This is a genomic window from Streptomyces sp. NPDC005402 (genome assembly GCF_040606575.1).
In the GTDB taxonomy this organism is placed as follows: domain Bacteria; phylum Actinomycetota; class Actinomycetes; order Streptomycetales; family Streptomycetaceae; genus Streptomyces.
Genome location: NZ_JBEXFB010000006.1, coordinates 60,255 through 81,050, shown reverse-complemented (window position 1 = coordinate 81,050; position 20,796 = coordinate 60,255). Strand labels below are relative to the sequence as shown.

21 protein-coding genes and 1 pseudogene are annotated in these 20,796 nt (G+C 71.4%); 12 read left to right on the top strand and 10 right to left on the bottom strand.

The genetic code is table 11. The features are described from left to right. Positions 1-80 precede the first annotated feature (80 nt). The 5 genes from ABZT02_RS13335 (at position 81) to rbsD (ending at position 5,920) form a co-directional block, all read left to right on the top strand. Positions 81-1,109 (top strand): LacI family DNA-binding transcriptional regulator, encoded by a 1,029-nt coding sequence (locus ABZT02_RS13335; RefSeq protein WP_356017283.1) that lies wholly within the window; start codon positions 81-83, stop codon positions 1,107-1,109. Further along, entirely contained in the window at positions 1,106-2,635 is a 1,530-nt protein-coding gene (locus ABZT02_RS13330; protein ID WP_356017280.1) for a sugar ABC transporter ATP-binding protein, read from the top strand. The genes ABZT02_RS13335 and ABZT02_RS13330 overlap by 4 nt, the downstream gene beginning before the upstream one ends. Beyond that, positions 2,622-4,562: a substrate-binding domain-containing protein gene (locus ABZT02_RS13325; RefSeq protein WP_356017278.1), complete on the top strand. Its 1,941-nt coding sequence runs from the start codon at positions 2,622-2,624 to the stop codon at positions 4,560-4,562. The genes ABZT02_RS13330 and ABZT02_RS13325 overlap by 14 nt, the downstream gene beginning before the upstream one ends. 66 nt (positions 4,563-4,628) lie before the next feature. Continuing rightward, positions 4,629-5,534 (top strand): ribokinase, encoded by a 906-nt coding sequence (locus ABZT02_RS13320; protein ID WP_356017276.1) that lies wholly within the window; start codon positions 4,629-4,631, stop codon positions 5,532-5,534. Next, a complete protein-coding gene (gene rbsD / locus ABZT02_RS13315) occupies positions 5,531-5,920 on the top strand; it encodes a D-ribose pyranase (protein ID WP_356017274.1) in 390 nt (129 codons plus the stop codon). Before ABZT02_RS13320 ends, rbsD begins: the two co-directional genes overlap by 4 nt. Positions 5,921-6,072: 152 nt before the next feature. On the opposite strand, the pseudogene ABZT02_RS13310 reads toward rbsD, so the two are convergent. Together ABZT02_RS13310 and ABZT02_RS13305 are read right to left on the bottom strand one after the other, a co-directional pair. Further along, a pseudogene (locus ABZT02_RS13310) lies at positions 6,073-6,311 on the bottom strand (FAD-dependent monooxygenase); the annotation flags it as partial. A gap of 101 nt (positions 6,312-6,412) precedes the next feature. Then, on the bottom strand, positions 6,413-6,865 hold the full coding sequence (locus ABZT02_RS13305) for a DUF5707 domain-containing protein (protein WP_356017272.1): 453 nt from the start codon (positions 6,863-6,865) through the stop codon (positions 6,413-6,415). Positions 6,866-7,220: 355 nt separating this feature from the next. Between ABZT02_RS13305 and ABZT02_RS13300 the strand changes: the two genes are divergently transcribed. Further along, positions 7,221-8,087: a DUF1963 domain-containing protein gene (locus ABZT02_RS13300; protein WP_356017271.1), complete on the top strand. Its 867-nt coding sequence runs from the start codon at positions 7,221-7,223 to the stop codon at positions 8,085-8,087. Between the two features lie 49 nt (positions 8,088-8,136). Here the strand turns inward: ABZT02_RS13300 and ABZT02_RS13295 are convergent, their stop codons facing one another. The 3 genes from ABZT02_RS13295 to ABZT02_RS13285 are packed head-to-tail and all read right to left on the bottom strand — an operon-like array spanning position 8,137 to position 11,275. Beyond that, on the bottom strand, positions 8,137-8,934 hold the full coding sequence (locus tag ABZT02_RS13295; RefSeq protein ID WP_356017972.1) for a sugar phosphate isomerase/epimerase family protein: 798 nt from the start codon (positions 8,932-8,934) through the stop codon (positions 8,137-8,139). 32 nt (positions 8,935-8,966) lie between these two features. Beyond that, entirely contained in the window at positions 8,967-10,121 is a 1,155-nt protein-coding gene (locus tag ABZT02_RS13290) for a dihydrodipicolinate synthase family protein (RefSeq protein ID WP_356017269.1), read from the bottom strand. Further along, a complete protein-coding gene (locus ABZT02_RS13285; protein WP_356017267.1) occupies positions 10,118-11,275 on the bottom strand; it encodes a Gfo/Idh/MocA family oxidoreductase in 1,158 nt (385 codons plus the stop codon). Before ABZT02_RS13285 ends, ABZT02_RS13290 begins: the two co-directional genes overlap by 4 nt. A 287-nt stretch (positions 11,276-11,562) precedes the next feature. Between ABZT02_RS13285 and ABZT02_RS13280 the strand changes: the two genes are divergently transcribed. Beyond that, the gene (locus ABZT02_RS13280) at positions 11,563-12,609 is read left to right on the top strand and encodes a LacI family DNA-binding transcriptional regulator (protein WP_356017264.1); all 1,047 of its coding nucleotides are present in this window, start codon (positions 11,563-11,565) and stop codon (positions 12,607-12,609) included. A gap of 537 nt (positions 12,610-13,146) precedes the next feature. Here ABZT02_RS13280 and ABZT02_RS13275 read toward each other — a convergent pair. Then, complete coding sequence (locus tag ABZT02_RS13275; protein WP_356017263.1) at positions 13,147-13,734, bottom strand: DinB family protein; 588 nt, start codon at positions 13,732-13,734, stop codon at positions 13,147-13,149. A gap of 99 nt (positions 13,735-13,833) precedes the next feature. Between ABZT02_RS13275 and ABZT02_RS13270 the strand changes: the two genes are divergently transcribed. Then, positions 13,834-14,628: a DUF4253 domain-containing protein gene (locus ABZT02_RS13270; RefSeq protein WP_356017261.1), complete on the top strand. Its 795-nt coding sequence runs from the start codon at positions 13,834-13,836 to the stop codon at positions 14,626-14,628. A 51-nt stretch (positions 14,629-14,679) separates the two neighbouring features. Here the strand turns inward: ABZT02_RS13270 and ABZT02_RS13265 are convergent, their stop codons facing one another. Further along, complete coding sequence (locus ABZT02_RS13265) at positions 14,680-14,940, bottom strand: Txe/YoeB family addiction module toxin (RefSeq protein ID WP_356017259.1); 261 nt, start codon at positions 14,938-14,940, stop codon at positions 14,680-14,682. Further along, positions 14,937-15,212, bottom strand: a complete 276-nt coding sequence (locus ABZT02_RS13260; RefSeq protein ID WP_356017257.1) for a type II toxin-antitoxin system Phd/YefM family antitoxin — start codon at positions 15,210-15,212, stop codon at positions 14,937-14,939. The genes ABZT02_RS13265 and ABZT02_RS13260 overlap by 4 nt, the downstream gene beginning before the upstream one ends. A gap of 195 nt (positions 15,213-15,407) precedes the next feature. On the opposite strand from ABZT02_RS13260, the gene ABZT02_RS13255 reads away from it, so the two are divergent. The 3 genes from ABZT02_RS13255 to ABZT02_RS13245 all read left to right on the top strand — a co-directional run bounded on the left by ABZT02_RS13255 (position 15,408) and on the right by ABZT02_RS13245 (position 18,512). Continuing rightward, entirely contained in the window at positions 15,408-16,340 is a 933-nt protein-coding gene (locus tag ABZT02_RS13255) for a helix-turn-helix domain-containing GNAT family N-acetyltransferase (RefSeq protein WP_356017255.1), read from the top strand. Between the two features lie 52 nt (positions 16,341-16,392). Continuing rightward, a complete protein-coding gene (locus ABZT02_RS13250) occupies positions 16,393-17,193 on the top strand; it encodes a sugar phosphate isomerase/epimerase family protein (protein WP_356017253.1) in 801 nt (266 codons plus the stop codon). A gap of 83 nt (positions 17,194-17,276) precedes the next feature. Further along, positions 17,277-18,512: an MFS transporter gene (locus ABZT02_RS13245; RefSeq protein WP_356017250.1), complete on the top strand. Its 1,236-nt coding sequence runs from the start codon at positions 17,277-17,279 to the stop codon at positions 18,510-18,512. On the opposite strand, the gene ABZT02_RS13240 is transcribed toward ABZT02_RS13245, so the two are convergent. Further along, on the bottom strand, positions 18,496-19,074 hold the full coding sequence (locus tag ABZT02_RS13240) for an alpha/beta hydrolase (protein ID WP_356017248.1): 579 nt from the start codon (positions 19,072-19,074) through the stop codon (positions 18,496-18,498). The two genes, ABZT02_RS13245 and ABZT02_RS13240, sit on opposite strands and share 17 nt — an antisense overlap. A gap of 50 nt (positions 19,075-19,124) precedes the next feature. Here ABZT02_RS13240 and ABZT02_RS13235 point away from each other — a divergent pair, with 50 nt between their 5' ends. Then, on the top strand, positions 19,125-20,087 hold the full coding sequence (locus ABZT02_RS13235; protein WP_356017247.1) for a LysR family transcriptional regulator: 963 nt from the start codon (positions 19,125-19,127) through the stop codon (positions 20,085-20,087). Between the two features lie 69 nt (positions 20,088-20,156). Here the strand turns inward: ABZT02_RS13235 and ABZT02_RS13230 are convergent, their stop codons facing one another. Next, entirely contained in the window at positions 20,157-20,789 is a 633-nt protein-coding gene (locus ABZT02_RS13230) for a GNAT family protein (protein WP_356017246.1), read from the bottom strand. Positions 20,790-20,796: the final 7 nt, after the last annotated feature.

Sequence of the window (20,796 nt, the reverse complement as noted above, 5' to 3'; positions counted from 1 at the left end):
CTTGCCTCTGGCCGTGTAATCGATTCCAATCCTCGGTACACGAAGTCGTGTAATCGATTCCACGAGGAGGTGGAGCGGCGATGGCGAGCATCAAGGATGTCGCTGCCGAGGCGGGGGTCTCGGTCGCCACGGTGTCGCGGGTCCTGAACGACCATCCGTCGGTCAGCGCGGACGCACGCACCCGCGTGCTGGCCGCCGTCGAGACCCTGGGCTACCGCCCGAACGCCGTCGCCCGCTCCCTGCGCACCGACCAGACCCACACCCTCGGCCTGGTCATCAGCGACGTGCTGAACCCCTACTTCGGCGAACTGGCCCGCTCCGTCGAGGAGGAGGCCCGCGCGCTGGGGTACAGCGTGATCATCGGGAACGCCGACGAACGCCCGGATCTTCAGGATCACCACGTACGGAACCTGCTGGACCGGCGGATCGACGGACTCCTCGTCTCCCCCACCGACGGAGGCTCGCCGCTGATGCTGGACGCCGTGCGCGCGGGGACGCCGATGGTGTTCGTGGACCGGTGGATCCCGGGCGTGGCCGTGCCGGTCGTCAGGGCCGACGGACGGGCCGCCGTGCGCGATCTCGTCGCCCATCTGCACGGCCTCGGCCACCGCAGGCTCGCCATCATCGCGGGCCCGGCGGCGACCACCACCGGCCAGGAACGTGTCGCGTCCTTCCGGGAGGCCCTTGAGGCGTACGGCCTGGAGCTGCCCGACGCCTACATAGGGCAGGGCGACTTCCAGGCCGAGAGCGGGCGGCGGGTCACCGAGGGCTTCCTCGACCTGCCCGAGCCGCCCGAGGTCGTCTTCGCGGCCGACAACCTGATGGCGCTCGGCGCGCTGGACGCCGTACGCGCGCGTGGGCTGCGCGTACCGGAGGACCTCGCCCTGGCCGCGTTCGACGACATCCCGTGGTTCGTGCACACCGATCCGCCGATCACCGCGATCGCCCAGCCCACGGGCGAACTGGGGCGGGCCGCCGTGCGCGCACTCGTCGACCGCATCGAGGGGCGGCCCCCCGAGTCGGTCACCCTCCCCGCCCGTCTCGTCGTCCGCCGTTCCTGCGGCGAGAACCCGCACGAGAACCCCGTAACGAACAGGAGCGAGTCGTGAGCAACGAGGACGAGTTGCTGCGCATCGAGGGCATACGGAAGTCCTTCCCCGGCGTGGTCGCGCTCGACGGCGTCGACTTCGACCTGCGCCGGGGCGAGGTGCACGTACTGCTCGGCGAGAACGGCGCCGGCAAGAGCACGCTGATCAAGATGCTGTCGGGCGCCTACCACCCCGACGCGGGCCGCGTCCTGGTGGACGGCCGGGAGGCGCACATCCGCGGGGCGCAGGACGCCGAGCGGCTGGGCATCGCCACCATCTACCAGGAGTTCAACCTGGTACCGGATCTGACCGTCGCCGAGAACATCTTCCTGGGGCGCCAACCGCGCCGGCTCGGGATGATCGACCGGAAGCGGATGGAGGCCGACGCCGAGGTGCTCCTGCAGCGGGTCGGCGTCAACGTCTCGCCCCGCGCGCGGGTGCGTGAACTCGGTATCGCCCGGCTCCAGATGGTCGAGATCGCCAAGGCGCTCAGCCTGGACGCGCGCGTGCTGATCATGGACGAGCCGACCGCCGTGCTCACCTCCGAGGAGGTCGACAAGCTCTTCGCGATCGTGCGCAGGCTGCGCGAGGACGGGGTCGGGATCGTCTTCATCACCCACCACCTGGAGGAGATCGCCGCCCTGGGCGACCGGGTCACGGTCATCCGGGACGGGAAGTCCGTCGGGCAGGTCCCCGCCACCACGCCCGAGGACGAGCTCGTACGCCTGATGGTGGGGCGGTCGATCGAGCAGCAGTACCCGCGCGAGCGCGGCGACACCGGACCGGCTCTGCTCAAGGTCGAGGGGCTCACCCGCGACGGCGTCTTCCACGACATCGGCTTCGAGGTGCACGCCGGCGAGGTGGTCGGCATCGCCGGGCTGGTCGGAGCGGGCCGTACCGAGGTCGTGCGGGCCGTGTTCGGCGCGGACCCGTACGACAAGGGGACCGTGCACGTCGCCGGGGCGGCCCTGAAGGGTCATGACGTGGGCGCCGCCATGGCGGCCGGTATCGGACTCATCCCCGAGGACCGCAAGGGCCAGGGCCTGGTCCTCGACCAGTCGGTCGAGGAGAACCTCGGGCTGGTGACCATGCGGGCCGCCACGCGCGCGGGGCTCGTCGACCTCAAGGGCCAGCGGGAGGCCGCCGCGCGGATCGCCGAGCAGCTCGGGGTCCGGATGGCGGGCCTGCACCAGCACGTCCGCACCCTCTCCGGCGGCAACCAGCAGAAGGTCGTCATCGGCAAGTGGCTGCTCGCCGACACCAAGGTGCTGATCCTCGACGAGCCCACGCGCGGGATCGACGTCGGCGCCAAGGTCGAGATCTACCAGCTCGTCAACGAGCTGACGTCTCAAGGGGCCGCCGTCCTCATGATCTCCAGCGATCTGCCCGAGGTGCTCGGCATGAGCGACCGGGTGCTGGTGATGGCCCAGGGCCGGATCGCCGGCGAACTCGCCGCCGACGAGGCCACGCAGGACTCCGTGATGGCACTCGCCGTCAGCACGAACAACGTCAAGACCGAGAAGGAGGCCCCCCGTGGCCGCCACTGACACGCTCAAGAGCGGGGCGAGCGCGGATGGCCTGCGCCGGCTGCTCCTCGACAACGGCGCGCTGACCGCGCTGATCGTCCTCGTCATCGCCATGTCGGCGCTGTCCGGCGACTTCCTGACCACCGACAACCTGCTCAACGTCGGCGTCCAGGCGGCCGTGACCGCCATCCTCGCCTTCGGTGTGACCTTCGTGATCGTCTCGGCGGGCATCGACCTGTCGGTGGGCTCGGTGGCGGCCCTGTCGGCCACCGTCCTCGCCTGGAGCGCGACCTCGCACGGGGTGCCGGTCTTCCTGGCGGTCGTCCTCGCCGTCGTCACCGGCATCGCGGCCGGTCTCGTCAACGGCTTCCTGATCGCGTACGGCAAACTCCCCCCGTTCATCGCCACGTTGGCGATGCTCTCGGTGGCCCGCGGTCTGTCCCTGGTGATCTCCGAGGGCTCCCCGATCGCCTTCCCCGACTCCGTCTCACACCTCGGTGACACGCTCGGCGGCTGGCTGCCGGTGCCCGTCCTCGTCATGGTCGTCATGGGGCTCCTCGCGGCCTTCGTGCTGGGACGGACGTACATCGGGCGCTCCATGTACGCGATCGGCGGCAACGAGGAGGCGGCCCGTCTCTCCGGCCTCCGCGTGAAGAAGCAGAAGCTCGCCATCTACGCCTTCTCCGGTGTCTTCGCCGCCGTCGCGGGTGTCGTGCTCGCCGCGCGGCTGTCCTCGGCGCAGCCGCAGGCCGCCGACGGCTACGAGCTGGACGCGATCGCCGCGGTCGTCATCGGCGGCGCCTCGCTCGCCGGCGGCACCGGCAAGGCGTCCGGGACGCTGATCGGCGCGCTGATCCTGGCGGTGCTGCGCAACGGCCTCAACCTGCTGAACGTGTCCGCGTTCTGGCAGCAGGTCGTCATCGGTGTCGTCATCGCGCTGGCGGTGCTCCTGGACACCCTGCGCCGCAAGGCGGGGGCGACCCCGGTGGCCGGGGCCTCGCAGGGCGGCAAGGGGCGCCAGGCGGCGACGTACGGTCTCGCGGCCGTGGTCACCGTGGCGATCGTCGGCGCGACCTCCTTCCTGCACAACGACTCGTCCTCGACGGCGAACCCGAAGGTGGGTCTGTCGCTCTCCACCCTCAACAACCCCTTCTTCGTGCAGATCCGGGCGGGTGCCCAGGCCGAGGCGAAGAAGCTGGGCGTGGACCTGACCGTCACGGACGCCCAGAACGACGCCTCCCAGCAGGCCAACCAGCTCCAGAACTTCACCAGTTCGAGCCTCGGCGCGATCATCGTCAACCCGGTCGACTCGGACGCGGCCGGCAACTCGGTGAAGGCCGCCGACAAGGCGAAGATCCCGGTCATCGCGGTGGACCGCGGTGTCAACAAGGCCTCGGTGGACGCGCTGGTCGCCTCCGACAACGTCGCCGGCGGTGAGCTCGCCGCCAAGTCCATCGGCGAGAAGCTCGGCGGCAAGGGCAAGATCGTGATCCTCCAGGGTCAGGCGGGCACCTCGGCGGCCCGTGAACGTGCCGAGGGTTTCGCCAACGGCCTCAAGGCGTACCCGGGCATCCAGGTCGTCGCGCAGCAGCCCGCCGACTTCGACCGCACCAAGGGCCTCGACGTGATGTCGAACCTGCTCCAGGCCCACCCGGACGTCCAGGGCGTCATCGCGGCCAACGACGAGATGGCGCTCGGTGCGATCAAGGCGCTGGGCTCCAAGGCCGGCACGTCGGTCTCGGTCGTCGGCTTCGACGGCACCCCGGACGGCCTGACCGCGGTGAAGAACGGCACGTTGTTCGCATCCGTGGCACAGCAGCCATCCCAGCTGGGCAAAATCGCGGTGGACAACGCGCTGAAGGCCCTTGAGGGCAAGAAGGTCGAGGAGACGATCAAGGTGCCGGTGAAGGTGGTCACGAAGGAGAACGTGGCCGGTTTCACGGGCTGACGACGGCGTAAGGGCGGGCGGTCGCTTCGACCGCCCGCCCCGCGTCACTGACTAGGGGAGTCATTCATGTACGACTACGACCTTCTGGTCGTAGGGTCGGCCAACGCCGACCTGGTGATCGGCGTGGAGCGGCGGCCGGGGGCCGGCGAGACGGTGCTCGGCTCGGACCTGGCCGTGCACCCGGGGGGCAAGGGCGCCAACCAGGCGGTCGCGGCGGCCCGGTTGGGCGCCCGTACGGCGTTGCTGGCCCGCGTCGGCGACGACGGGCACGGCCGGCTGCTGCTCGACTCGCAGCGGGCGGCCGGGGTCGACACGGTGGGCGTGCTGGTGGGCGGGGCGCCGACGGGGGTCGCGCTGATCACCGTCGACCCGTCGGGGGACAACAGCATCGTGGTCTCGCCGGGCGCCAACGGGCGCCTGACGCCGGGGGACGTACGGGCCGCGGTCAGCCTCTTCCACGCCTCCCGGGTGGTGTCGACCCAGCTGGAGATCCCGCTGGAGACGGTCGTGGAGGTCGTACGGAGTCTGTCGCCGGACAGCCGGTTCGTACTGAACCCGTCGCCGCCGCGGCCGTTGCCCACCGAGGTGCTGGCCGCCTGCGACCCGCTGATCGTCAACGAGCACGAGGCGAAGGTGATCCTCGGGGACGCGTGCGTGAGCGACGCGCCGGAGGACTGGGCGCGGCTGCTGCTCGCGAAGGGGCCGCGGTCGGTGGTGGTGACGCTGGGTGCGGAGGGGTCGCTAGTGGCGTCCTCGTCCGGGAACGTGACCCGGGTGGCGTCGGTGAAGGTGGACGCCGTGGACACCACGGGGGCCGGGGACGCTTTCACGGCGGCGCTGGCGTTCCGGCTCGGGGAGGGTGCCTCTTTGGCGGAGGCGGCCGCGTACGCGTCCCGCGTCGGGGCGGTCGCGGTGACCCGGAAGGGCGCGCAGGACTCCTTCCCCACGTCGGAGGAGGTCGAGGCCCTGTGAAGAAGGCCGGAATACTGAACCGTCACCTCTCCGGCGCCCTCGCCGAGCTGGGGCACGGCGACGGAGTGCTGGTGTGCGACGCCGGCATGCCGATCCCCGACGGGCCGCGCGTGGTGGACCTGGCCTTCCGGGCCGGGGTGCCGTCCTTCGCGGAGGTGCTCGACGGGCTGCTCGCCGAGCTGGTCGTGGAGGGCGGCACGGCGGCGGAGGAGGTGCGGGGCGCCAACCCCGCGGCCGCGGAGCTGCTGCACGCCCGCCTGCCCGAACTGCACCTGGTCTCCCACGAGAAGCTCAAGGAGCTGTCGGCGGGCGCGCGACTGGTCGTGCGCACGGGGGAAGCGCGGCCGTACGCGAATGTGCTGCTCAGGTGCGGGGTGTTCTTCTAGGCGGGCGGCCACGGATCATTCGCGCGGGATCGGCTGGGCGTCGATGGACGCCGCACCCCGAACGGCAGCCGGATCGTCAGGCGGCTGCGCAAGACGTTCATCGCGAGGGCAGGGCAGGGGCGTGCGGGCGCCCACTGGCCTGCCGAGCGGCCGCTGAAGAACGCGGCCATCTGCTTCAGGCCCTGCTCGCCGAACGTGGTGTCCAGGCTCTCGGCGGAGTCTGCGGCCCACGCCTCACTGCGAGGGAAGAGCGCTTCCTCGTACCCGGCGAGGGCGGCCTCGGTGTGTCCCCGGGGTGGGCGGCGATGGCCTGGGCGAGTTCGGCGGCGTCGTACATAGCCAGGTCGGCGCCCTCGCCGGCGAAGGGGGACATCACGTGGGCGGCGTCACCCGTTCCCCGGGTGGGGCACCAGCGTGCTGCGCAGGTGGCCCACGAGCGTGTGTGGCGTGGCCCCGGGCCGCACGCGCTCCACCATCACCCGCACGTTCGGATCAGGCCACCGTGAAGTCGGCCGCCTTGGTGTCCAGGGTCGTGTCGCCGTCCTTGGCGGTGACCAGGACGGCCACGTGCCACAGACCCCGCGGGGAGCCCTCGGCATCGGCACGGGTGACGGGCACCTTGTAGGTGCACCGCTCACTGTCCCCGCCCGAGGGCTTGCAGACGGCCGACTCGACGGCGGCCATGTCCTTGACCGTCAGCCCCTTCTTCGCGAAGGACGAGCTCGCCGGCCAGGCCAGCACCTTCACGCTCTTGACCTCGGAGGACGCCGTGACATCGGTGGTGAAGGTCAACGAGCCGTCGTGGCCTGCGGCGGGAGCGGTGTAACGGGCCGAGCTGTGCGCCAGCGCAGGCGACTGGTCCCCGGCATAGGCGAGAGCGAAGGCACCGGCACCTCCGAGGACGACGACACCGGCAGCAACGGAAACGGCGATACGACGCGACATGAGAAATTTCCCCACAGGTTCAGTTGGATCCCCTCGGCGCTCTCGTCGGCGCCGTGGTTCCATACTGGTCGCGCGGCGAGCCGCGAGTATGAGCACGCGTACTCAACTGCGGTCTGAGTAACACCCGTTGCGTCCGTGCACCCACCTCCCGCCCCTTGAGCGGGCTGTGCACATACTTCGAAGGGGCCCGGTCTGACGACCGGACCCCTTCGGGTTTTCCCTCCCCGTCAGAACCCCCGCGATCCCCCCGGATCCCCCTCCAAGAGTCCTGATGCCACGTACGACCGGCCAGGTGGGGGAAGGGTTGTACGGGTCCACGGATTTTTTTGTCAGTGCCCGGCCCTAGGTTTCCTCCATGACTCCTGACGAGATGCGCAAGAGATCAGAGCCCTTCCGGGACAAGGCGCTCGCGCGTGGGATACCCGCCGAGGACGTGGAGCGGTGGATGCACACCGCCCGGCCCTGCGCGACGCTGGCCGAGGACGGGGACGGGCCAGTGGTGGGGCGGTTCGGAGGGCCGTTGATGCTTCCGGTCGGGACACCGCACCCCTTCCACCCCTTCGTCGCGTCCATCGACCTCGCGGCCCTGCCCGCCGGTGCGACGGACCTTCCGCTGCCGCCCGACGGCCACCTGCTGCTGTTCGCCTACCCCGAGGACTTCGGCGACGGGGAGAACATGGGGAGCGTGGTATACGTCCCCGCGGGCACCACCGTGGAGGAGCGGGACAAGGAAGGGTGGGCCTGGTTCGACAACGACGACGAGTACCAGGAGGTCTTCGCGCAGTTCCCGCAGGAGCAGCTCCGGGCGACGGTCGACGTCTCGCTGCCGTACCACCACTGGGTCGACCTACCCGAGGCGCCCCACTACGAGCCGCTGCCCGGGCATCCGCGCTCCGAGGAACTGGCCGCGGTGTGGCACGAGACTTACGGCGACATCGTCTCCTCGGGGCGGCTCCAGCTCGGTGGGTACGCCGACGAGGAGGCCATCGACACGGACCCCGTCGGGCGGGCCATGTCGTACGCGGTCGACGAGGCGCAAGCGGGGCGCTGGGGCGGCGGCGAGCCGGTGTCGGCCGACCTCGCGGACTGGGTCCTGCTCGCCGACTGGACTCCCTGGATCGACGGGCTGGAGGGCGCCACCGTCCACTGGGCCATCCAGCGCGCGGACCTGGCCGCCCGGCGTTTCGACCACACCTTCACGACGGTGTTCCGGAATCCGTAGGGCTCACGGTCCCCACCCAGGGCCCGGCGGGTGGGGACCGAACAGACCGTCACAAGGTGTGGGCCACGAACCGTTCCGCGGTCTCCGCCAGGACCTCGCGGCCGTCGCGGGCCCACAGCGCGTCGTTGAACAGCTCGACCTCGATGGCGCCCGTGTACCCGGCCGCCTCGACGTACCGCTGCCACTCCCGCATGTCGATCGAGCCGTCGCCGATCTGGCCACGGCCGTTCAGCACGCCCTCCGGCAGCGGGGTCGTCCAATCCGCGAGCTGGAAGGTGTGGATACGGCCGCCGGCGCCCGCGCGGGCGATCTGCGCGGGCGCGTTGTCGTCCCACCAGATGTGGTACGTGTCCACCGTGACACCGACCTGCCGGGCGGGGAAGCGCTCCGCCAGGTCGAGGGCCTGGGTGAGCGTCGAGACCACACAGCGGTCCGAGGCGTACATGGGGTGCAGCGGCTCGATGGCCAGCCTCACCCCGTGCTCCTCGGCGTACGGGCCCAGGACGGACAGGGCGTCCGCGATGCGTTCGCGGGCGCCGTGCAGGTCCTTCGAGCCCGCCGGGAGGCCGCCGGAGACCAGGACCAGCGTGTCGGTGCCGAGGGTGGCCGCCTCGTCGACCGCGCGCCGGTTGTCGTCCAGGGCTGCGGCCCGCTCGTCCGGGTCGATGGCCGTGAAGAAGCCGCCGCGGCACAGGGTGGTGACGGTCAGACCCGCGTCGCGGACCAGCTTGGCCGTCTCCTCGACGCCGTACGACTGGACGGGCTCGCGCCACAGGCCGACGTTGCCGATGCCCAGGTCGCGGCAGGCGTCGACCAGTTCCGGGATCGACAGCTGCTTGACCGTCATCTGGTTGATGGAGAAGCGGGACAGGTCGCCGGTCACTGGGTCACTCCGTACAGCGAGAGCAGGTTCTTCATGCGCTCCTCGGCCAGCTTCGGGTCCGGGAACAGGCCCAGACCGTCGGCGAGTTCGTAGGCGCGCGCGAAGTGCGGGAGGGAGCGGGCCGACTGGAGGCCGCCGACCATCGTGAAGTGCGACTGGTGGCCGGACAGCCAGGCCAGGAACACCACGCCCGTCTTGTAGAAACGGGTGGGCGCCTGGAAGAGGTGCCGGGACAACTCGACCGTGGGGTCGAGGAGTTCGCGGAAGCCCTTGGCGTCACCGGTGTCCAGCACGCGGACCGCCTCGGCCGCGAGCGGGCCCAGCGGGTCGAAGATGCCGAGCAGGGCGTGGGAGAAGCCCTGGTCGTCGCCCGCGATCAGCTCGGGGTAGTTGAAGTCGTCGCCGGTGTAGCAGCGGACGCCCTGCGGGAGCCGGCGGCGGATGTCGATCTCGCGCTGGGCCTCCAGGAGCGAGACCTTGATGCCGTCGACCTTGTCCGGGTGGGCCGCGATGACCTGGAGGAACGTGTCCGTGGCCGCGTCGAGGTCGCTGGAGCCCCAGTAGCCCTCGAGTGCCGGGTCGAACATCGGGCCCAGCCAGTGCAGGATGACCGGCTCGGTGGCCTGGCGCAGGAGGTGGCCGTAGACCTCCAGGTAGTCCTCGGGGCCCTTGGCGGCCGCCGCGAGGGCCCGGGAGGCCATCAGGATGGCCTGTGCGCCGGACTGCTCGACGAGGGCGAGCTGCTCCTCGTAGGCCGCGCGGACCTCGTCCAGGGTCGCGGGACCGGTGAGCTGGTCGGTGCCGACGCCGCAGGCGATGAGACCGCCGACCGACTTGGCCTCGGCGGCGCTGCGGCGGATCAGTTCGGCCGCGCCCGCCCAGTCCAGGCCCATCCCGCGCTGGGCGGTGTCCATGGCCTCGGCGACCCCGAGCCCGTGCGACCACAGGTGGCGGCGGAAGGCGAGGGTGGCGTCCCAGTCGACGGCGGCCGGGGAGTCCGGCGTGGAGTCGGCGAACGGGTCGGCGACGACGTGCGCCGCCGAGAAGACCGTACGGGAGGTGAAGGGGGTGCCGGGGGTGGCGGCGAAGGGCTCCTCGCGGGGCTCGTACGCCTTGAATCCTCCGTCACCGGTGGGGAGTTGGATCGTCACAGCGAGATCTCCGGGACATCGAGACGGCGGCCCTCCGCCGAGGACTTCAGGCCCAGTTCGGCGAGCTGGACGCCGCGGGCGCCGGCGAGGAGGTCCCACTGGTAGGGGGCGTCGGCGTAGACGTGCTTGAGGAAGAGCTCCCACTGGGCCTTGAAGCCGTTGTCGAAGTCCGCGTTGTCGGGGACCTCCTGCCACTGGTCACGGAAGGCCTCGGTGACCGGGATGTCCGGGTTCCAGACGGGCTTGGGGGTGGCGGAGCGGTGCTGGACGCGGCAGTTGCGCAGACCGGCGACCGCGGAGCCCTCCGTGCCGTCGACCTGGAACTCGACGAGCTCGTCGCGGTTGACGCGGACGGTCCAGGAGGAGTTGAACTGGGCGATCGCGCCGCCGTCGAGCTCGAAGATGCCGTAGGCGGCGTCGTCGGCGGTGGCGTCATAGGGCTTGTCGTTCTCGTCCCAGCGCTGGGGGATGTGGGTGGCGGTGAGAGCCTGGACGGACTTCACGCGGCCGAAGAGCTCGTGGAGGACGTACTCCCAGTGCGGGAACATGTCGACAACGATGCCACCGCCGTCCTCGGCGCGGTAGTTCCAGCTCGGGCGCTGGGCCTGCTGCCAGTCGCCCTCGAAGACCCAGTAGCCGAACTCGCCGCGGATCGAGAGGATCCGGCCGAAGAAGCCGCCGTCGATGAGGCGCTTCAGTTTGAGCAGGCCCGGGAGGAAGAGCTTGTCCTGGACGACGCCGTGCTTGATGCCCTTCGCCTCGGCGAGACGGGCCAGCTCCAGGGCGCCGTCGAGGCCGGTGGCGGTCGGCTTCTCGGTGTAGATGTGCTTGCCTGCGGCGATCGCCTTCTTGATGGCCTCCTCGCGCGCGGAGGTCACCTGGGCGTCGAAGTAGATCTCGACGGTCGGGTCGGCGAGGACCGCGTCCACGTCGGTGGAGACGTTCGCCGGGTCCAGGCCGTGCTGCTCGGCGAGGGCCTTCAGCGCGTGCTCACGGCGGCCCACGAGGATCGGCTCGGGCCACAGCACGTTGCCGTCCCCGAGGTCGAGACCGCCCTGCTCGCGGATGGCGAGGATCGAGCGGACGAGGTGCTGGCGGTAGCCCATGCGCCCCGTCACACCGTTCATGGCGATACGCACCGTCTTGCGTGTCACGTCATTCCCTTCATAGGAGTCGTACGCGGTTGTGCGCGCCGCGCACGCCCCCCACTGACGAGCGTTACAGCAAGCGCTTTCTATCTAGGTAGAAGCTAGCCTCTGACCAGCGGTCTGGACAAGACCGCGAACCGGTTGAGTTGTTCGAGGGGGCGAACGACGGCGGTCGGGGGGCTTAAGGTCGGCTCGGAACCGGGCCGTGGGGGCCCGCGTGTACGACGGAGTACGACTGAGATGCGCCCAAGCACGCTGCGGCACGCGAAGGCGCGCGACCGGAGGACGACGAGATGACGGTGACCCTGGCGGACGTGGCGGCCCGCGCCCAGGTCTCCCCCGCGACGGTGTCGCGCGTACTGAACGGGAACTACCCCGTGGCCACGTCCACCCGTGAGCGGGTGCTGCGGGCCGTGGACGAGCTGGACTACGTACTGAACGGTCCGGCGAGCTCGCTCGCCGCCGCCACCTCGGACCTCGTCGGGATCCTCGTGAACGACATCGCCGACCCCTTCTTCGGGATCATGGCCGGCGCGATCCAGTCGGAGATCGGCGGGCCGGGCGGGCGCGCGGGCGGTGAGCGGCTCGGAGTCGTCTGCAACACCGGGGGTTCTCCGGAGCGGGAGTTGACGTATCTCACCCTGCTCCAGCGGCAGCGGGCGGCGGCGGTCGTGCTGACGGGTGGGGCGACGGAGGCCGCGCCGCACCAGGCCGCGATGTCCGCCAAGCTGCGGAAACTCGCGGACGCGGGGACGCGGATCGTGCTGTGCGGACGCCCTCCGGCGCCGGAGACCGGGGCGTTCGCGCTGACCTTCGACAACCGGGGCGGCGGTCGCGAGCTGACCGAGCATCTCATCGGGCTCGGCCACCGCAGGCTCGGTTACATCGCGGGCCCCGAGGAGCGGACGACGACCCGGCACCGGTTGGAGGGGCACCGGGCGGCGCTGGAGGCGCACGGGATCGAGGAGGACCCTCGCTGGACCGTGCACGGCCGCTACGACCGGCGGTCCGGGTACGAGGCCACGCTGGAGCTGCTGCGGCGGGACCCGTCGCTCACGGCCGTCGTCGCCGCGAACGACTCCGTCGCGCTGGGCGCGTGTGCGGCGCTGCGGGACTCGGGGCTGCGGATTCCGGACGACGTGTCCGTCGCCGGGTTCGACGACCTGCCGTTCAGCATCGACGCGGTGCCCGCGCTGACGACGGTGCGGTTGCCGTTGGCGGAGGCGGGGGCCCGGGCGGGGCGGATCGCCATGGGGCGGGAGGAGCCGCCGCCCGGGGGGATCGCGACGGTTCGGGGGGAGTTGATGGTGCGGGGGTCTTCTGGGGCGCCGCGGGGTTGATGTGGCGCGGGGTTCGACCGTGCCGGGCTGCTTTTTGGTTGACGAGGGTGGGGCCGGTCGGTGCTCGTTCGTCGACGGGTGCGGGGCCGTGGGGGCTGGTCGCGCAGTTCCCCGCGCCCCCAGGAGGCTCGGCTGAGACGGTGTCTGGGTGGGAAACCGCTATTGCCCGGGCGGTGGGGCCGGTCGGTGCTCGTTCGTCGACGGGTGCGGGGCCGTGGGGGCTGGTCGCGCAGTTCCCCGCGCCCCCAGGGGGTTCGACCGGGCCGGTGTCTGGGTGGGAGACCGCTATTGCCCGGGCGGTGGGGCCGGTCGGTGCTCGTTCGTCGACGGGCGCGGGGCCCTGGGGGCTGGTCGCGCAGTTCCCCGCGCCCCCAGGGGGTTCGACCGGGCCGGTGTCTGGGTGGGAAACCACTATCGCCCGGGCGGCGGGGCCGGTCGTAGCCGCTTCGGCGACGGGTGCGGGGCCGTGGGGGCTGGTCGCGCAGTTCCCCGCGCCCCCAGGAGGCTCGGCTGAGGCGGTGTCCGGGCGAGAAACCGCTATTGCCCGGCTGCCTTTCTCGCCGCCTCCTCCACCCGGCTGCGGTACTGCTCCCACCAAGCCCCGTCACCCGGCGCCATGTTGTCGCCCTCCGACCGCTGGCCCACCGAGCCGTCCGCGAGTTCGCGTACGACGTCGGCGTGACCGACGTGGCGGTGGCTCTCGGCGATCATGTGGATCAGGATGCGGTGGAGGGTGAGTTCGGAGTGCGGGGGCCAGGGGACTCGGCCCACGGTGTTCAGCGGGAGGGTGTCGAGGGTTTCGTCCGCGTGGGCGCAGGCCCGGCGGTAGCCGTCGACTATGTGTTCGCGGGTCTCCTCGGCGGTCGCCCACAGGTCGGCGTTCGGTTCGGCGGCGCCGGTGATCCACAGGGGCTGGGCCCCGGGGAGCGGCCGGCCGAAGGTCTCGCCGAAGTAGATCGCCTCGGCACCGGTGAGGTGCTTCACCAGTCCCAGGAGGTTGGTGCCGGTCGGGGTGAGAGGGCGGCGGACGTCGTACTCGGAGAGGCCGTCGAGCTTCAGGAGCAGGGAGTCGCGGGCGTCCTGGAGGTAGAGGCGTAGGTCGGCGGCGGGGTCTGTGGTGGTCATCGGACCAGTCTGTCGGCGGCGTGATCGCTGTCCACCGAATTCAGGGGCCGCCGGGTCCTCGAAAGGTTCGTTGTCAGTGGTCCCCTCTATCGTCCTGGCATGGTCTTTTCCCTTCCCCACGGGCTGCCCACCGGGCGGTTCGAGCGACGGGGTCCGACGGAAATCTGGGTCTCCGACGAACTGCCGGACGACATGGAGGAGTTGTGGGCGGATCTGCTGAGGCAGGCCGCCGTCACCGGGCTGCACCCGCACCTGTGTTGGCCCGACGACTCCTCACGACCCGCGGATCCGGCCGCCGCCGACGCCGTACGCCTGGACGATGTCCTCGCGGCCGACTTCGCGGAGTACCGGGAGCGACGGCTGCCGTCCTGGTCCGATCCCTCCTCCACGGAGCCCTCGGACGACACCCCAGAGGACGTCGAGCCCTGGCCGCACGATCCGGGACCGCCGTTCGAGAGCTGGCCGGGCCTCGCACCCGCCGGTCCGGACACCGGTGCCGGTCCGGGTCCCGAGGAGGTGGCGGGTCGTACTGTCGCGGATCTCCTGCGCACCGGGCCGTACGCGAGCTCCCTCAGCCTCGTCCTCGTCCCCGCCCGCAGCTCCGCAGACGTCCCGGCCGTGATCGGCTGGACCAACGACCCGCCGATGCCGCTCATGGGAGCCCTGCTGCGGAGCTGGGAGGAGCGGTTCGGGGCCCGGGTCGTGGCCGCGTACGGCGCTGAGCTGTATGTCTCCGTCGCCCGGCCGCCGCTCGACCCGGCGGATGCCGAGAGACTCGCCCTGGAGCATGTGCTGTCCACCGCGGACAACATCGTGGACGACCCGCCGACGCCGTTCCCGGAGTACGCGCGCGAGCTGGTGGGGCGGACGGAGTGGCGTTTCTGGTGGGACTGAGGTGGGAGGGACAGGGCTGCTCCGTATCCGATCGGCCCGCCTGGCCCCCTGTCAGCTGTAGTGGTAGCGGGCTTTGATGACCACGACGGCCTTCTCTTCGACGGCGTACACCAGGCGGTGTTCGTCATTGATCCGGCGGGACCAGAACCCCGACAGGTCACCCTTCAGCGGTTCCGGCTTTCCGATTCCGGCGAAGGGATCGCGTCGGCAGTCATCGATCACCTTCGCCAGACGGCGGCACATCTTCGGATCGGTGGTGGCCCAGTACATGAAGTCGTCCCATCCGTAGGACGTGAAACGGATGTCCCTCACGTCTCACCGTCCACCGCGCCGTACAGCTCGTCCATGGTCTTGGGGACCGTTTCCGTTCCAGCCTGGTAGTCCGCGATCGCCTTCATCAAGCGGGCGGCATTGGCCGGAGAGCGCAGGAGATACACCGTTTCCTGCCATGAGCGGTAGTCGTCGGCGGACATCAGCACGGCATCACCGGACCGGGAGGTGATCTCGACGACGGTGTGGTCGTTGTTGACCCGCTCGATGAGGGGGAACAGGGTCTTCCTTGCCTCACTGGCGCTTATCGACATGCCGAACACCATCCTCTCGTAAGTGGTACAGGAATAACGTACCACTGTCGGTACGAGTTTTCGGTACCACCTCCACGACTGCACAGGTGGTGCCGTTACGGCGACCACCGCGGGGTAGCCGCGGCGGGCGCGGACGTCCTACGCTCGGTCCATCGCTATCTCTGACTGAGTCAAGCATCCGGGGGTCGACCGATCATGACCGTCCAGGACATCCGCGCCTTCAACCGCTTCTACACGAACGTCATCGGCGCCCTCGACTACAGCCGCCGGCTGTACGCGCCGTACACCCTGACCGAGTCCCGCGTCCTGTACGAGCTCGCGCACTCACCGCGCACCGACGCGGCCGATCTGCGCACCGAACTCTCGCTGGACGCGGGGTACTTGAGCCGGATCCTGAACAAGTTCGAGCAGGACGGACTGATCGAGCGCACGGCCTCGGACCGTGATCCGCGCCGGCGCCGGGTCGTACTCACCTCGCGCGGCAGGGAGACCGCCGCGCTGCTCGCCGAGCGCGCCGACGAATCGGTGGGCGCGCTCCTGGCGACCGTCCCCTCCGCCGACCGGCCCCGGCTCTCAGAGGCGATGCGGACCGTCCGCACGCTCCTGTCCGACGGCCGCCCTCCCCGCCGCGAGGACGTCCTGCTGCGCGAGCCGGGCCCGGGTGACCTCGGTTGGATCGTGGCCCGCAACGCGGCCCTCTACGCCGCCGAGTACGGCTTCAACGCCGACTACGAAGGCCTGGTCGCCAGGATCGTCGCCGACTTCGCGGAGGACCACGACCCGCATCTGGAGCGGGTGTGGATCGCCGAGCTGGACGGGCGGCCGGTGGGGTGCGTGATGTGCGTACGGGACGAGGCGCCCGCGACCGCCCGGCTCCGGCTGCTCCTCGTCGAGCCCGAGGCGCGCGGACTCGGCATCGGGGACCGGCTGGTGTCGGCGGTCGTCGACTTCGCCCGCGGTGTCGGCTATCGCGACCTGGTGCTGTGGACGAACGACGTCCTCACCGCCGCCCGCCGTATCTACCAGCGCCACGGTTTCGTCCTCGCCGCCGAGAAACCCCACCGCTCCTTCGGCAAGGACCTGAACGGACAGGACTGGCGACTGGACCTGACCAGGACGGGGGAGTGACGGGGGTGGTCCGGCTGGACCTCACCGACCCCACCGGGTGAGAGTAGGGCGCATGAAACTGGCGTTCTCCACCCTCGGTGTCCCCGGCCTCCCCCTCGCCGACGTGCTGCGGCTCGCGACCACGCACGGCTATCACGGAGTAGAACTGCGCGCGCATCCGGAGGAGCCGGTGCACCCCGGTATCGGGCTCGCCGAACGGGCCGACGCGGTCGCCGAGTTCAAGGCGGCCGGCGTGGAGGTGCTGGGGCTCGCCGGGTACGCGCGGGTGGCCGCGCCCGGCGACGACGAGCCCGTGGTCGAGGAGATCCACCGGCTCCTCGACCTCGCCCGCGATCTCGGCGCCCGATACGTCCGCGTCTTCCCCGGCGCCGCCTCCGACCAGTCCCGCGAGGACGCCGACGCCACGGCCGCCCGGCGGCTCGGTACGGCCGCGGAGTACGCCGGTGACCTCGACGTACGCATCCTGCTCGAGACCCATGACTCGCACCGCACCGGCGCCGACGCGATCCGGATCCTCGGCCCGGTCGGCCACCGCCAGGTCGGCTCGCTCTGGGACGTCATGCACACCTGGCTCGGCGGCGAACAGCCCTCCGAGACCTACGCCGCCCTCGCCCCGCACCTCGGATACGTCCAGGTCAAGGACATCGCCTCGGCCGAGGACACCACCCCGGTCGCGCTCGGCGCCGGTGTCCTGCCGCTCGCGGAGTGCGTGGAGGTCCTCTCCCGGCACGGCTGGGACGGCTGGCTGTGCTGGGAGTACGAGAAGCGGTGGTACGAGGCGGCGGCGCCGCTGGAGGAGCTGCTGGAGGCGGGGCGCGAGCACCTGGCCCGACTGCTGAACGACTCCGCCTGACGCGATTATTCGGTGGCTGCGGCGGGGACGGCCGGATACCGTCCCCGGGTGCATCAGCCCACCCCCGCTCCGCTCCCCGCGTCATGAGCCTCAGCCGTACGTTCCTCGATGTACGGCCCCTGCGCACCTCGCCGGTCTTCCGGCGGCTGCTGTTCGGGCGCACGGTGTCCACGCTGGGCACCTTCATGACCATGGTGACCGTCATGTACCAGGTCTGGGACATGACCCACAGCACGGTCTGGAGCGGCGCGGTCGGCGTCGCGCAGGCGGTGCCGATGGTCGGCGTCAGCCTGTTCGCGGGTTCCTGGGTCGACCGGGCCGACCGGCGCCGGGTGTACCTCACCGGCACCGTCGGCTCGGCGGTCTGCTCCCTGCTGCTGGCCGTACAGGGCTTCGCCGGGCACGCGCCGGTGATGGTCATCCTGCTGCTGGTCGCGGCGCAGACCTCCTTCGCCGCGCTCGGCGCCCCGGCCGCCGGAGTGTTCGTGCCGAGACTGCTGCCCCGCGAGCAGGTGCCCGCCGGTCTCGCGCTCCAGCAGGTCACCGGTCAGGCGATGATGCTGGTCGGCCCGGCCGTCGCCGGGGTCGTGCTCGGCTGGTGGGGCATCGGCGTCTGCTACCTCCTGGACACCCTGAGCTTCTCGATGTCCTTCTACGGCGCCTACGGCCTGCCCGCGCTGCCGCCCGAGGGCGAGAAATCCCGGCCCGGGGTGCACGGCGTCCTGGACGGGCTGCGCTTCCTGACCGGCCACCGGGTGGTGCGCGGCGCCCTGCTGACCGACCTGGCCGCCACCGTCCTGTCCATGCCGGTGAGCCTGTTCCCGCTGGTCAACGAGGAGCGCTTCGGAGGTGACCCGCGCACGCTCGGCCTGTTCCTGTCCGCGCTCGCCGTGGGCGGTGTCGCCGCGACGGTGTTCTCCGGCCCGGTGACCCGGCTGTCCCGTCCCGGGCCGGTGATGCTGTGCGCGTCGGCGACCTGGGGCGCGGCCCTTGCGCTGTTCGGCCTGACCACCAGCGCGTGGGCGGGCCTCGGCATCCTGGCGCTGGCCGGCGCGGCGGACGCCCTCGCCGTTCTCTCCCGCACGACCATCGTCCAGACCCGCACCCCTGACGCCCTGCTCGGCCGGGTCACGGCCGCCGAGACGATTGTCGGCCAGGCGGGCCCGCACCTCGGCAACCTGCGCGGCGGCCTGGTCGCGGGCTGGAGTTCGGGTGTGACGGCGCTGATCACGGGCGGTCTCATGTGCGTGGCGGCGGTGGGGTACGTCGGGGCGAGCACACCGCAGTTGCGGGCGGTTCCGGCTACGGACGAGGTGTGATCCTCGCGTCCGGGTCCAGGCACCAGTCCAGTACGGCGGGCCAGGCGCCGTAGCCGGCGTCCAGGTCGAGGTGGGCGGCGCCGGGGAGGATGTCGGCGGCGATGCCGAGCGGCTCACCGAAGGTCTCGCGCGCCCCCTCCGGGCAGTACGGGTCGTCGTCGCCGGCGACCAGGCGGGTGGAACCGGGGAGGGTGAAGTCGAGCGCGGGCGGGGCGAAGGCGGCGATCTCCGGATGCCGTACGACGACGGAGGCGGAGGGCGGGGAGACGAGCAGCACACGGTCGGCGGACCCGTGCTTAACGAGCCCGCGCGAGACGGCGTGCAGCCACAGCAGGGCGGAGGCGCTGTGGGCGAGGACGACACGCTCCCCGGTGGCGGGCAGTGCGCCGAGATGCCGGGTGAGCTCGGCGAGCCAGGTGTCGAGGCCGGGGTCGTCGGGGTCGGGGAGCTGGGGGTAGGCGACATGGTGGCCGAGGTCGGTGAGGCGGTCGGCGAGCCAGTACTGCCAGTGCTTCTCGGGCCGGTGGTTCTCCCAGCCGTGGAGGATGAGGTAGGCGGTCATGGTGTCGATGGTTCCGATCACCGGCGCGCAGGTCCAGTTAATCTTTTACGGTGGAACCAGTAAGCGATCCCTTCACCATCGACCTGCGTCGACTGACCGTCCTGCGTGAGCTCCAGCGCCGGGGCAGTCTGGCGAGGACGGCGGAGGCCCTGCATCTCACCCCGTCCGCCGTCTCCCAGCAGATCGCGGCACTGGCGCGCGAAACGGGCGTAGCGCTGACGGAGAAGGACGGCCGAGGCGTGCGGCTGACCGGTCAGGCGCGCGTGCTGCTGGCCCACGCCGAGGCGATCGCGGCCCAACTGGAGCGGGCGCGGGCCGACTTGGCGGCGTACGGCGAGGGCGGGCGGGGGTCGGTGACGATCGGCTGTCTGTCGAGCGGGGTCCTCGGGCTGCTGCCGGGTGTGCTGCGGGCGTTGGCCGAGCGCCTGCCGCGGGTCCGTGTGGACGTGGTCGAGTCCGAACCCCCGGACCTGTTCACGGCGTTGGACGGCGGCCAGGTGGACGTGGCGGTGGCGGTGCATTTCGCGGCGGCGCCTGCGCACACCGATGCCCGCTACAGCCGCACCGAGCTGTTCACCGACGTCATGGACATCGCCGTCCCGGCCGGGCACCGCCTCGCCGGGCGCGGCCGGATCGCACTGCGTGAACTGGCCTCCGACGCCTGGATCGTGGGGGACGCCCGAAGCTGCGTCGGCGCGGTGGCGCGGTCGGTGTGCGCGGCGGCCGGGTTCACGCCGGACATCCGGCACGCGGTGAACGACTGGAGCGCGCTGGCGGCGCTGGTCGAGGCGGGCCAGGGAGTGGCGCTGGTCCCGCGCCTGGTCCGCGCGACGTACGCCCACCGGGACCTGGCGTTGCTGACGACGGAGGACGAGGCACCCCCGTCCCGCCACGTCTTCGCGGCGGTGCGGACGGGTGCGGAGGGGGATCCGGTACTGGCGACCGTACTGGATCAACTCCGGCTGTCCGGCGGGGAGTTGACCGGCCCTGGATCACGCCAGGACACGCATTAGGAACGGTCGCACCGCATCCGGGACGCAGGCGTCCACATCGTCCACCGTGACATCGCGCAACAGCACCGATCAGCCCCTCCGTGCCACGAACCCCGCCACTCGCTCCTCCAGCCGTTTCCGGCATTCGGGCCACTCCTGGGCCGTGATGGAGAAGATCGCCGAGTCCCGCAGCCGTCCGTCCTCGCCGGGTGCCCAGGAGCGGGACCAGTTGCGCAGGACGCCCTCGAAGCGGGCGCCGACGCTCTGGATCGCGGCGCGGGAGCGGTCGTTGCGGGCGTCGGTCTTCAGGTCGACGCGGGCGACGCCCCACTCCTCGAAGGCGTGCCGGAAGAGCAGCAGCTTGGCCTCGGCGTTGATGCCGGTGCCCTGTGCCGAGGCGGCCAGCCAGGTGAAGCCGACCTCGACGGCGTCGAGTTGGTCGTCGGAGCGCCAGCACCGCGGCTCCCAGAACGACGTCGCCCCGACCGCCCGCCCGGTGGCCACCGAGACCTGAGCGTAGGGCGCCAGCCGTCCCGTCGCCGCCCGCGCGAGCTGCGCGTCGACGTAGTCGGCGACCTCGTCGGCCCTGGGCACCCATGTGAACGCGTATGTACCGCGGTTCTCCTCCGCCGCCACGGCCAGGTCCGCCGTGTGCCCGTGGTCCAGCGGTTCCAGGCGTACCGACTCGCCTGCCAGGACCGGCCCTTCCAGCTGGAAACTCAACGCCCGT